The organism is Sphingobacteriales bacterium, from assembly GCA_012517435.1.
In the GTDB taxonomy this organism is placed as follows: Bacteria; Bacteroidota; Bacteroidia; order CAILMK01; family JAAYUY01; genus JAAYUY01.
The window spans coordinates 1-13902 of the sequence record JAAYUY010000123.1 but is presented as its reverse complement, the minus strand read 5'-3'; the positions used below and the strand labels follow the sequence as shown (position 1 = coordinate 13902).

The following is a 13902-nucleotide window of genomic DNA, read 5'->3' as shown; positions in this document are numbered from 1 at the left end:
ATACAGACAATTTAAAGGCTTTTAAGAATTTATTTTTGCTTCAGCTTAACAACAACCGATACTGCTGCCAATTAATTAATTAATAGGTACAAAGTTATCCACATTACAATTTTCAAAAAGACTATTCCTTAAATTTGCAATGTGAAATAGAGTTACATAATTTTGTGGAACAAATCAGTCCTGAAAGGAATTAAACGAAGAATAAAAGAATATCTGTTCTGAAGTGGCAAATTCACCGACATACGAGGATCTGGAAAGCAGAATTAAAATACTTGAAAGTAAAATAATTGAGCTTTATTCTCCGGCATCAGAAAACTTTGAGAATATCTGGTCGGTAGTTTTTGAGAAATTTGAAGAAATCGTCTTTCAACTCGACAAAAATAATATTATTGAAAATGCCAATCAATCGGCTTTGAATTATTTCAATAAAAACAAGGCAGAGCTTTTTGGCCACCATATCAGAGAGTTTTTTGAAAATCAGACAGAGCCTGACATCATTCAAATTATTGAAAGTCAGTCAAAAGAATATCGACAAGAGAAAGTTTCACTTACCACTACGGGAAAAAATTACCTGATTTCCATTTATTCTGTTGAGCATCCGCAAAAAAAACTGATTATTTTTCATCCTGAAATAGTGGTTGAAGAAAAACAGATAAAAACTGAAAATGAAGACAGATACCTAAAGTTTCTGGAACAATTACCCGAAGGAATTATTGAAACAGATCTGACAGGAAAGACACTGTTTATCAATCATTCTGCCTGTAAGAAAATTGGTATATCAAAAGAAGAGGCAGTAGGCAGACATATCAATGAGATATTCAAGCTCAACTGTAATATTTTTTTCAATTCAACAGAGAGCCTGATCAAATTTATCATTGCAGAAGGAAATGCCAGTTATTTTGTCAACAATACTTCGATTGAAACCATACAAGGTCCGGCTGATATTTTATTCAGCATCACTGCTCAAAAAGAAAGAGAAGGCTCTCTGAGAGGCTTCATCATATCTTTCATCGATTATTCTGAAAAACATAAAAAGGAAAAAGAGAATAAGGAAAGGGAAGAACGCCTTTTTCAGATGCTTGAAAAGACCAAGACAAGCTTATTTCAGGAGAGTAAAAATATTTTTTCTCAAAAGCTGGAGGCCAATTACTTCAAAGAAGGAGATAGTCATCAGTTGATGTTACAGGAAATCATCAGCAAAGATGCCCTTCAACGTTTGCAGGATGAATTCAGTTATACCTACAAGATAGCCAGCCTGATAGTGGATGAAAATGGTGCTCCCCTGACAAAAATGAGTAATTTCAGCAGTGCCTGCAAAATTCTTTCAAGGGGAAAAGTTATTGATGACAAATGTTTTTTTGTTGATCTGGCATTAACCTCTCATTTTTCAAAAAGTGTTTTTGAAGTCCAGAAATGCGAAAGCTGTAACATCACAGTTAAAAAAATCCCGATTCTGGCAAATGGCAAAGAAATAGCCAATTGGGTATGTGGTTTCGTCAATATCGAAGGTTTTGAAAAATTAAGTCAGAGTAATTTTTTTCAGCGTCTGAATTTTTCCCGGTCAGAGATTAAGAATCTGATTGAAAATGAACCACTTCCGAACAAACAATATATCGAGAAGGCAACCAATGATTTATGGTCGCTTTGCCAGCAGATTTCAAGCCTTTGTTATGACTGTCTGAAACAATCAGATGAATATTTTTCCAGAAAGAAGCTATTGGCAGAGCTTTCGGAAGCAAAGATTATGGCAGAATTAGCAGACAAGCAAAAAACTGCATTTATCGCTGCCATGTCGCATGAAATACGAACACCCATGAATGCCATCATCGGCTTTGCCGATCTGCTTAATGACCCCGATTTCACTGAAAAGGAAAAAGAAGAATTTATCAAGCTGATTAATAATAACGGAGAGATTTTACTGCATTTAATCGATGACATTATCGACATTGCCAAAATTGAAACCGGAGAACTCAGAATAGAAAACACAGAATGTCATGTTAATTCAATTATAAATGAAACCGCACTCGAAGCACGCGACAACCTGAAAAAACAAGGTAAAGAAAATGTCGAGGTCATCATCTCGGTGCCAAAAATATCCGAAAACTTTGCTATTCTGACTGATCCTTACCGTTTCAAGCAAATACTGACCAATCTTGTCAGCAATGCTCAAAAGTTTACAACCACCGGAAGCATCGAAATAGGATACAAGATTAAATCCAACCAGTTGCTGACAGGAGAGGAGCTTTTCATTGAGTTTTACGTAAAAGACACCGGAATCGGCATTCCTGAAGATAAGCAAACCGTAATTTTTGACCGCTTCAAGCAAGCCGATGAAAAAATCTGGAAGAAGTTTGGCGGATCAGGTCTTGGACTCACTATTTCACAAAGATTAGTCAAATTGCTTGGAGGAGATATTTGGGTAAGCAGTACGTATGGAAAGGGTTCCACTTTCTATTTCACCTTGCCGTATTTTCCGGTAGATGCAAAGAATATTTTACAAACCATTGAATATCAGAAAATAGGGAATCTCAATCTGGAAGGTAAAACCATACTGGTTGTTGAAGACATCGATTCAAACTTCAATCTGGTGCGAACGGTACTCAGCAAGACCAATGCACAGATCATCTGGGCAAAAGACGGGAAACAGGCCGTGGATGCCTGCAGATCAAGAAATATCGACCTTGTTTTGATGGATATAAAACTACCCGAATTAAACGGATTAATAGCCACCCAACGAATCAAGGAAATGTATAAAAAGTTGCCCATTATTGCCATAACTGCTTATGCAAGAGATGATGACAGGATGATGGCGCTGGAAGCTGGCTGCAGCGATTATATTGCAAAACCAATCAAACGCGAACAATTGCTATATTTAATTTCCCGCTATTTAAACCTCTGAAAAAATCTTTTCGTCTTTGAAATAAAATTTTTGCTTTTAAGTTATTAGAGGCAGAAAAGTTATTCACAATTATTTAATAACCAAACTATAATTACAATTACAGTGAAATATACCTTTGCAATGCAAAAAGTAATGAAATTAATGAAACAAATCGGATTACTCAGCTTTATTTTCCTGTTGACAGCCGGCATATTTTCATGTGAACGGACTGATCCCAATGAAAACGGAAGACTTTCAATTCAGATTTATTACAATGGTGAAGCTGTTGATAATGCCGTTGCTTCCATATCAACCAGTAAGAAAAACCTCGATTTAGGGAATTATGTCAAACAGGTTCATGCCAATATTGACGGACTTGCCGATTTTGGAGCTCTTCCTCCCGGATCTTATTACTGCGATGCTTTCAAATACATCAACAATAATGAAGTTTATCTATATGGTTATATTGCCGTTACTGTAGAGCCGGGGCACCGCAAAACCGTTGAGTTAAACCTCGAAAAAAAATAATTTTTCCCTCTCTCTTTCCTAATTATTTTTGCCACAAAATTTTAAATCTAAATTCATGAAACCGTTATATTTATTAGCCATTTTAAGCCTTTTTGCCACTGGAGTCAGTGCACAGCTTACAGGAACAAAAACAATTAAAACCTCAGGAGGTAACTATTCCTCAATAGCTTCGGCCATTTCCGACCTCAACAGCAATGGAGTTGGCAGCGGAGGGGTAACTTTTGAAATTGATGCCAATTTTGTTGAAACCGCCTCAAATTTAACCATCAGTACAGCGACCTCATCTTCTTCCAGTCCTATTGTATTCAAAAAAGTAGGGAGTGGGAGTAATCCAATCATTTATGCAACGCCCGGAAGCTCAACTACTACAGACGGTATTATTAAAATCGAAGGTACCGATTACATCACTTTTGACGGGATTGATGTGGCCGATACTTCAACATCAACCAACAATACCACGTTGATGGAATGGGGATATGCCATACTAAAATATTCAGGAACAGATGGTTCTCAATACGTTACCATTAAAAACTGCAACGTTTCACTGAAAAACTCAAATGTAAACACAATTGGTATTTACTCTGGGAATCATACATCAACCTCTACATCCTCGCTGACAGTTACTACTTCCTCGGGTACAAACAGCTACCTGAAAATCTATAACAACAAAATTACCGGTGCCTATGTTTCTATTTCAATAAAAGGCTATTCAGCTTCATCACCCTATTCACTTTACGACCAGAACAATGAAATCGGAGTTGATGGCGGCAATGTTTTATTAAATTACGGAGGAGGCTCCAGTACAGCTTACGGAATTTACGCCATTTATCAGAACAATCTGAAGATAGCCAACAATAACATCAGCAATGGCACAATTGGAACGACTACAACACTTTATGGCATATTTTTATCAACAGGTACCAGTTCAAATGTAGAAATTTACAAAAACACTGTTTCACTCTATATAAGCTCCTCTTCTTCAAGCACTTATGGAATAAATAATGCTATGGGATCGACCGCTGCAAACAATACGGTAAAGATTTACAATAATACGGTTAAAAATATTACAGCCATTTCAACTTATACAGGAAGTTTTTATGGCATTTATAACAGTGCTTCTGCTGATAAAGTATTTATCGAAAAAAATCTTATTGATTCTGTAAATATACCGGGTTCCGGATCTTTGTATTGTATTTACACCAGTGCGACCTATCTAAAATTATACCTTGACAGCAATATTGTCAGAAACGTAACAAAAACCGGTACCGGGACTACTTACGGAATTGACCAGTACAATACCGCCACCAATGGCTATGAATACATATATGGTAATACAGTTTACAATATCAGCAATACCTCGACAGGGAATATCTATGGCATTTATTCATACCCTGTTTCAAGTACAAACAAAGAAATTTTTTCCAATACAGTTTACGGGTTAACTACATTAGGGACAACAATTTACGGTATATCTACCGCATCCGGTGATTCCATCTATCTGTACAAAAACAAAATCTATAACCTGACATCAATGAATGCTAATGCAACTGTTTATGGTATTTACATGTCGAGTGGGACCAATGGATGGATTTACAACAATTTTGTATCGGATCTGGAAGCTCCTTCCTCTTCTGGTGCCAATTCAGTAAACGGGATTTATTTCAACGGTGGAACTAATGCCGGAGTATATTTCAATACCGTTTATCTGAAAGCTATGGGAACATCTTCTACTTTTGGCTCAAATGCTCTGTACACAAGCACTTCTGTTAATATAGATGTAAGAAACAACATTCTTGTGAATCTTTCAATGACAGGTTCATCAGGAGTAAATGCAGCTTATAAAAGAAGTACCACCACACAAACCACTCATTCCTCATCCTCAAACAATAACTTATTGTATGCCGGAACTCCGTCAGGCAATAATGTTATCTTCTATGACGGAACAAACAAGGACTCAACGCTTGCCCAGTTTAAAAATCGTTTCAATCCGGCTGAAAGCAATTCTATTTCAGAAAATCCTCCATTCGTTAATGTCAGCTCTAAACCTTATGATCTGCACATTAAAACCAATGTAGCCACTCAGATTGAAAGCGGAGCTGCTCCGGTAAGTTCTCCTGTTGCCATCACTGACGATATTGATGGGAACAGCAGAAATACAAATACTCCTGACATAGGGGCTGATGAAGGTAGTTTTACCGGTGCAGATTTATCCGCTCCAAATATCAGCTATAGTCCACTGTCCAATACTTCTTCAACTTCTTCACGAGTATTAAAAACAAAAATTACTGATGCTTCAGGCGTACCCACCTCCGGTTCAGGTTTACCCAGATTATACTACAGGGTCAACAGTGGCAGCTGGACAACAGCAACTGCTTCCTATAACGGAAATGATAGTTTTTCTTTCACACTCAGTCCGACTGTTTCAAGCGGAGATACTGTAAAATACTATATCGTGGCTCAGGACAATGCATCCACTCCCAATGTTGGCAGCAAACCGGCAGGAGCAAGCGGATTTTCCGCCAATCCTCCGGCAGCTTCGGTACCACCGGCATCACCCGACCAGTACCTTATTCTTGGTTCAATGTGCGGGACATACAATGTCGGAACAGGAAACACCTACACTACCATAACCAATGCAGTAAATGCCTTAAAAATCAATGAAATAACATGTCCGGTCACCTTCCTGCTGACCGATACCCTTTATACAAACGAGACATTTCCCATCAAATTTGAAGAATATGCCGGATTGAGCTATGCAAGACGAGTTACTTTAAAACCTGCCTCTGGTAAAAATGTCGTTATCAAAGCCGATACAGCCGTGTTTTTATTCAACGGAGCCGATTACATTACCATAGATGGGAGCAATAATAATTCAACTTCAAGAAACCTGACTTTGAAAAGCACCAAAACCAGTGGTTCAAATACAGTAGTTGGGTTAAATTCACTTAGCACAACAAACGGAGCAACCTATATTACCATTAAAAACTGTAATATTGAAAATGGATTTCAAACGGCCATTTCCTATGGCATTTATTTCGGAGGTAATTTAGGATCTTCAGGTTACGGACATCATAACCTGACCATTCATAACAATCACATTTACAATGCATATTATGGAATTGACGGATATGGAAACTCTGCCAATCCATTCGATAGCCTGGTGATAACCAATAATACTATCGGAAATGATTCTACTTCTATAAGTGTCTTATACAAGGGCATTTACATCAGTTATTGCAATTCTCCTTACATTTCAGGGAATACCATTTATAATTTTCTGACCACCAACAGTATCAACATAGCAGGAATAGACATTGGTGCCGGTTGCAGCGGAGCAAAAGTAGAAAACAATCATGTGTACAACCTGAATTCATTAAGTACTGGTGGTTGGGGAGCCTATGGTATTGTTATTTCTTCCACTACTTCCAATAATAATATGACCATCCAGAACAACCTGATTCATGACTTAATTACAGACGGAGACGGCACAAGTACTACTTATAATCCTTACGGTATCAGACTGGCCGGAGGAACCAATGTCAAGGTATATTTTAATACTGTGATCATGCGGGGAGCAATTGCCAATACTTCCACTGCCGATCAATGTGCAGCATTTATCACCACAACTTCATCAGTAACAGGACTCGATCTGAGGAACAACATTTTCTACAACAGCATGACAGGCGGAAGCGGAACAAAAGCTTACAGTGCCTATATTTACAGTTCGGCAAATGTTCAGACCATCAATAACAATGACTACTGGGCAGATGGCAGCAATGCAGTTTTTGGTTATTACGGATCTGCCATGAGCACATTTTCTGACTGGAAAACCGCTACCGGACAAGATACTGCTTCTTACAATGTAAATCCTTTATTCAAAGCACAGAATAACTTTGAACCACAAAACGGTTTTCTTAACAATACTGCCAAAGATTTAAGCATTACAACCGATTTCTTTGGGAATACAAGGAGTACAACTCCGGATATCGGTGCCATCGAGTTTTGTCCAAAACCAATGACTTCAACCCTTACCGCTTCTCAAATTACTTCCAATGCAGCAAAAATAACCGGTATGGTGAATCCAAATAATGAAAATACGACCATTAAGTTCTATTATGGACCTTCAATAGCCTACACCACTTCTGTCAATGCCACTCCATCGTCTCTGGCAGGGGTACAGGATTCCATTGTCTATGCCAACCTGACAGGATTATCACCTAACGGAAAATACTATTATACCATTTCGGCTCAATCAGCATGCGGAACCTCCACAGGTGCCGACAGCTCTTTCTTTACTCTAGCAAAATTATCTGATGTTTATACCGGTAAAGTGGACAGCATTTCAGGAAGTTCAGCAAAAGTTTTCGGCAGTGTCAACCCGAATAATTCCACTGCAACCATTGAGTTTGAGTATGGCACATCTACTTCCTATGGATCGAAAATGGATGCAAATCCTAAATATGCTTACAGCGATACACTGACCAATGTTTCAGCCAAGCTTTCAGGCCTGATGCCCAATCAAAAGTATTATTACAGAATATCAGCCACAAATCAGGCAGGTACAGTAAAAGGAGCTGATTCTTCCTTTACTACACTGGCCGTAAAACCAAGTGCACAAACCGATGCTGCTTCCAATATTTCAGCTTATCAGGCCACTCTGAACGGCACTGTAAATGCTGAAAACAGTCAGACAGTTGTCTATTTCGAATACGGGCAAACCCAGGCATACGGAAATATTGATACCGCAACACAAAGTCCGCTGAATGGAACCAATCCACAGGCAGTCAGTTTCAACCTGAGCAATTTATTACCTAACACCACCTATCACTACAGAGTAGTGGCCGTCAATCAGGCTGGAATAAGCTATGGCCTTGATACACATTTCGTTACAAGCTCCTTATTACCTGTTGTCAGTACGATGAGTGCAACAAATATTCAGGCATATTCAGCCGATTTAAGAGGAAAGGTTAATCCCAATAACGTTTCTACAACAGTTTATTTTGAATATGGACTAACCACAAATTACGGTGGCACCTTATCTGTTCCGCAAAGTCCGGTAAATGGGCTGAATGATATTATTGTTTCAGAAAACCTGCCCAACCTTCAACCTAATACTACCTATCACTACCGCCTTGTCGGGAACAACCAGTTAGGTACTGTTTATGGTAATGATGTTCAGTTTACTACAACTGCATTGCCACCTGAAGCCCTTACACAATCAGCTACCGGTATCAGCGACAGTGAAGCCACCATTAATGCTTTAGTAACTGCTTATAATTCAGGGACTAAGGTCAAATTTGAATATGGAGCTACCAGTGCTTACGGAACTACCGTTGATGCTCAGCCCGACTCAGTCTTTGGAATGAATCAAACGGCTGTTTCATACCAAATTAAAGGATTACTGCCGAACTCAACGATTCATTACCGTGTGGTTGCCGAAAATCAGGCTGGCATTAGCTATGGTGCTGATTCTGTCTTTAACACACCGTCTATTCTACCGGAAGCGGTCACCCAAAGTGCTGATAACGTTCAGACTACATCTGCCGAACTGCATGCTTTGGTTAAAGCCAATAATTCTCCGACAAGCGTTGTTTTTGAATATGGGAAAACCATTACTTACGGCAATACCATAACACCTGCTCCTGATTCAGTTTTCGGAATGAATTGGGAAAATATTAACATTACAATCACCGGACTCGACATGAATACGACCTATCATTTCAGAGTCGTTGCCAGCAATCAGGCAGGTACTGTTTATGGGGCAGATCAGTCTTTCACAACCGATTTCAAGGATGTTCCCTATGCAAAAACACTTGCTGCCTCCAATATTGACGTTAATTCCGCCCAGCTGAATGCCGAAGTGAACCCCAATAACCTTCCGACTAAAATTACCTTTGAATGGGGAACCACAACCGCTTACGGAAACAGCGTAAACTCCGTTCCGGACTCCCTCAACGGAATGACTACCTCAAATGTCATTTACAGCCTGACAGGACTTCAGCCAAATACCACCTATCATTATAGGGTTAAGGCCGAAAACAGTCTGGGAACAACCTACGGAAACGATACTTTCTTCACTACAGACATTGATTATCCGGCAGTTACAACTTCCCCCGTAACAAATATCGGAGACTATGAAGCCACCTGTGGCGGAGATGTTACCTATGAAGGAGGAGCTTCTGTCACCCAAAGGGGAGTGGTTTGGAGCACATCACCTAATCCGGATTTTACTTTATCCACAAAAACAAGTGATGGGAGCGGTTCAGGTGTTTTTGTCAGCCAGATAACCGGATTAAGCCCGAAAACAACCTATTATGTAAGGGCTTATGCCACCAATGCAAAAGGAACCGTCTATGGAGCAGAGCTAAGTTTTACTACCACAAACATTTCGGTTGCTGAAAATAATGACCTGAAGATGAATTACTTTATTTCAGGCAAAACACTCTATCTGACTGATCTTTCAGGCGAAATCATCAGCATACAACTGTATGATCTGAACGGGAAGCAACTTCTGAATACCAGTTTCACCGGAGAATATACGGTTGATCTTTCCGCCTACAGTTCTTCATTCTACATCCTGAGGGCTGTCTCGGGAGAAAAAACCCTTGTCCGTCAGATATTTACGAAATAAATAACAATACCTGATTTAAAGAAAAGCTGTCAGCGATGGTTGACAGCTTTTTTTATTTTGATAATATTTGTAGCTTTGCCATGAAAATTAACTGACCGCATACGCCAAATAAGGAAAAACCATGAAATTGAAAACTGCTTTTATAATTCAGGTTTTTTTGTTACTTTACCTGAATGTATCCAGCCAGAGCACCATCGATAGCTTAAAAAGTGCTTTGAATAAGGCTGGTAAAGCACATGAGGCAAAATGTCTCAATGATCTGGCAAGGGAATGTTTTTATGCAGGACTCACAGAAGATTGTATCAAATATGCCGAAATGGCGCTAAAATCAGCAGACAAGCAAAAAAACAACACCGAAAAAGCAAGGGCGTATATAAATCTGGCCATTGTTTATTCTTCTTTTGATGAAATTTCAAAATCAAAAAATTATGCTCTGCAGGCTATCAGCATTGCAAAAACACTGAAAGACAAATCCAATCTTGGCGAAGCCTACCACCTGATGGGTATTTTAAATGACCAATCCGGGAACTATGATCAGGCATTGGAATATTATCAGAAAGCATTGACAATCAGAGAAGAATTGGATGACCAGATAGGAATCGCCAAAACACTTAATGGTATCGGACAGATCTATTCAAACAAAAGCCAGTTTGACAAAGCCATCGAATATTATCAGAAATCGTTGAAAATCAAAGAAAAATTAGAAGATAAAAGGGGAGTTGCTATTTTATACTACAACATCAGCAACAGCTATCTGAATCTGGATAAATACGATCTGGCCATGGACAACCTGCAAAATGCCCTGAATACCTTTGAAGCTATAAATCAGGTGGAATATATCTCAAACTGCTACAACCTATATGGTATCATTTTTCAGAAAATGAACAATCTGGAAAAAGCACTTGAATACTATCAGAAATCATTGAAAATCACAGAAGAAACAGGGAACAAAAGAGGTGTAAGCGATGCTTATACAAATATCGGAATAGTTTATTCGCTTAAAAATGAGAGTAAAAAATCGATTGAATATTTCGAAAAAGCCCTGAAAATCAAAAGAGAAATTAATGACAAAGCAGGAATAGCCGTCTGTCTCCAAAATATTGGATTAGCCTATCAACGTTTGAATGAAAATGCCAAAGCACTTGAATATTACAAAAATGCCTATGAAATCAATCAGATGCTGGACAATAAAAAGGAAATGGCTTCCAATCTTCTGGCAATCGGTAATATTTACAAAGACATTAAGCAATACCCCAGCGCCTATGACTACTACAACCAAAGCCTATCCATTTCTTATCAGGTGGGTTCTCTCGAAATCAGAAAAAACACTTATCTGTCTTTATATCAATTGGCAAAAACCACAGGAGATTATGTGAAAGCACTTGATTATCATGAACTTTATTCACAGGTGAATGATTCTCTGCTGAATGAAAACCTCTTCCGGCAAATCAGCGAACTGCAGACCAAATACGAAACAGAAAAGAACAAGCAGATGATTGAGCTGCTGAACAAAGACAAGGAAATTCAGGCCACAAAGCTCGCCCGCCAGCGGACTGTTATTGTGTTTTTTGTTGTCGGACTCGTTTTGGTATTAATACTTGTCATTGTCATTCTGCAAAGTTTGCAGCGAAAGAAACGTGACAATGCCATCATTGCTCGTGAAAAGGCTAAAGTCGAAGAATTGCTGCTTAATATTTTACCGGTTAAAGTGGTAAACGACCTTAAAGAAAAAGGAAGTACCCAGCCCGAAGGATTCGAAAATGTCAGTGTCTTTTTCTCTGATATTGTTGGTTTTACAAAAGCTTCAGCCACCATGGATCCGGATGAACTCATCAGCGAATTGAATGATATGTTTACTGCTTTTGATGATATTTTCGTGCGTCATGAATGTGAACGTATCAAAACGATAGGAGATGCTTACATGGCTGTCTGCGGCATGCCTGTCAGGAATGAAAAACATGCGGAAAATATTGTCAACGCTGCAGTGGATGTGATCAAATACCTAAATGAGAGAAATGCCACGCACCAGCACAAATGGAATATACGTATCGGAATAAACTCTGGCAGGGCAGTAGGAGGGATTGTAGGTGTCAGAAAATACCTGTACGATGTTTTCGGAGACACCGTCAATACGGCTTCACGTATGGAATCCAATTCTGAAGTAATGAGAATCAATGTTTCAGAAAATACCTATCATCTGTTAAAAGATAAATACAACTTTACCGAAAGGCCACCGCTGGAAGTGAAAGGCAAAGGACTGATGAATATGTATTTTCTTGAAACTAACTTTTAACCTTTTTTAATTAAAGCAAAAAATAAAATTTAACATCATGAAGGAACATCTGAGTCATCTTTCTAATCTGGTAGCACTTATTTATGAAGATGGTAAACTTGATAAAAAAGAGCTTGATTTGCTTTACAGAATAGCCGAACGTTACGATATCGATGAAAGTGAAATCATCACCATTTTAAATCAGCAAATTGATTTTGAATTTCATCCGCCTGAAAGTGAAGAAGAAAAGAAAAACCAACTGAAAGACCTTGTTAAAATGATGAAAATAGATGGCAACATCAACCCCTCAGAAATGCTTTTGCTGAAAAAAATAGCTGATAAGTTTTCAATCAGTGAAAATGTTCTCAATGAATTAATAGAAGAAACCAAATAATAACGATTGATTATCAGTATTTTATTGAGATAAGAGGGTTTTGGTTTGAAGAGGTAAGATGATATTCATCATCAAAAGATCAGGCAAGCCGCTAATATTTGCGGTTTAAATTTTGCAAATATATCCGGAATCAGAAAAAGGCTTTAATTCTATGAAAATGAATGATTTGTTAGGGATTAATCCTGTCTTGCTTGCTTTAATAGCCACTTTATTTACATGGGCAGTTACAGCTTTAGGATCAGGGATGGTCTTTTTCTTCAAATCCATCAATAAGAAAATTCTGAACTCAATGTTGGGTTTCGCTGCCGGAGTAATGATAGCTGCCAGTTTCTGGTCTTTGCTAAAGCCTGCTATTGAAATGGCCGAACAACAGGGCAAAATTGCATGGATACCTGCCATCATAGGCTTTCTGGCTGGTGGTGCTTTTCTGTTATTGGTTGATAAACTTTTACCTCATATTCATATTGGTCTGGCGGTCGATAAAGCGGAAGGCATCAAAACTTCCTGGCAGAGAAGTGTGCTGCTGGTGCTGGCCATCACCTTGCACAACATTCCCGAAGGTCTGGCAGTTGGGGTTGCTTTCGGTGCATTGTCACACAATCCTGATGCTGGCGTTTTAACCGGAGCTATTGCACTCGCTATTGGCATTGCCCTCCAGAATTTTCCGGAAGGTGCTGCTGTTTCCATTCCACTCAGAAGAGAAGGTTTTTCAAGGCTGAAAGCCTTTAATTACGGACAGTTATCTGGAATTGTCGAACCTGTTGCAGGTGTTATTGGTGCCTATCTGGTTCTGCATATCACCCCATTGCTTCCTTATGCTCTCTCATTTGCTGCCGGAGCCATGATTTTTGTGGTAGTCGAAGAGCTGATCCCTGAATCACAAAGCGGCAACGAATCCGATTTATCCTCCATAGGAGCACTATTAGGCTTTGCTACCATGATGTTGCTGGATGTGGCGCTGGGATAAACGAAAATATTCAATTCCATTTACTTATAAGAAAAACCAAGGCTTTCCATGCCTTTATTTCATGTGTTATAACAATCGGAATATATTCAGTTTTAATGTGGTAAAAAAAATCTCTGTGCCTGCATGGTAAAAAAAACTCTGTGTTCTCCGTGCTCTCCGTGCCTCCGTGGTGAAAAAATTATTAACCACAAAGACACCAAGACACGAAGAAAATAATTTGTAGGCATTTTTG

At 38.8% G+C, this 13902-nt stretch carries 6 protein-coding genes; all 6 read left to right on the top strand.

What is annotated here, in order from left to right:
• Positions 1-223 precede the first annotated feature (223 nt).
• The 6 genes from GX437_07140 (at position 224) to GX437_07115 (ending at position 13670) form a co-directional block, all read left to right on the top strand.
• Positions 224-2899, top strand: a complete 2676-nt coding sequence (locus tag GX437_07140) for a response regulator (protein NLJ07426.1) — start codon at positions 224-226, stop codon at positions 2897-2899.
• Positions 2900-3040: 141 nt separating this feature from the next.
• A complete protein-coding gene (locus tag GX437_07135) occupies positions 3041-3406 on the top strand; it encodes a hypothetical protein (protein ID NLJ07425.1) in 366 nt (121 codons plus the stop codon).
• 55 nt (positions 3407-3461) lie between these two features.
• Positions 3462-10037, top strand: a complete 6576-nt coding sequence (locus GX437_07130; protein ID NLJ07424.1) for a hypothetical protein — start codon at positions 3462-3464, stop codon at positions 10035-10037.
• Positions 10038-10158: 121 nt separating this feature from the next.
• The gene (locus GX437_07125) at positions 10159-12330 is read left to right on the top strand and encodes a tetratricopeptide repeat protein (protein NLJ07423.1); all 2172 of its coding nucleotides are present in this window, start codon (positions 10159-10161) and stop codon (positions 12328-12330) included.
• A 37-nt stretch (positions 12331-12367) separates the two neighbouring features.
• Positions 12368-12703 (top strand): TerB family tellurite resistance protein, encoded by a 336-nt coding sequence (locus GX437_07120; GenBank protein NLJ07422.1) that lies wholly within the window; start codon positions 12368-12370, stop codon positions 12701-12703.
• A gap of 151 nt (positions 12704-12854) precedes the next feature.
• A complete protein-coding gene (locus tag GX437_07115; protein NLJ07421.1) occupies positions 12855-13670 on the top strand; it encodes a ZIP family metal transporter in 816 nt (271 codons plus the stop codon).
• Positions 13671-13902 lie beyond the last annotated feature (232 nt).

What these genes read in the sequence shown, in the direction of transcription:
- GX437_07135 (NLJ07425.1), top strand. Translation starts at nt 3,041, where the DNA reads ATGAAACAAATCGGATTACTCAGCTTTATTTTCCTGTTGACAGCCGGC.
- GX437_07130 (NLJ07424.1), top strand. Translation starts at nt 3,462, where the DNA reads ATGAAACCGTTATATTTATTAGCCATTTTAAGCCTTTTTGCCACTGGA.
- GX437_07125 (NLJ07423.1), top strand. Translation starts at nt 10,159, where the DNA reads ATGAAATTGAAAACTGCTTTTATAATTCAGGTTTTTTTGTTACTTTAC.
- GX437_07120 (NLJ07422.1), top strand. Translation starts at nt 12,368, where the DNA reads ATGAAGGAACATCTGAGTCATCTTTCTAATCTGGTAGCACTTATTTAT.
- GX437_07115 (NLJ07421.1), top strand. Translation starts at nt 12,855, where the DNA reads ATGAAAATGAATGATTTGTTAGGGATTAATCCTGTCTTGCTTGCTTTA.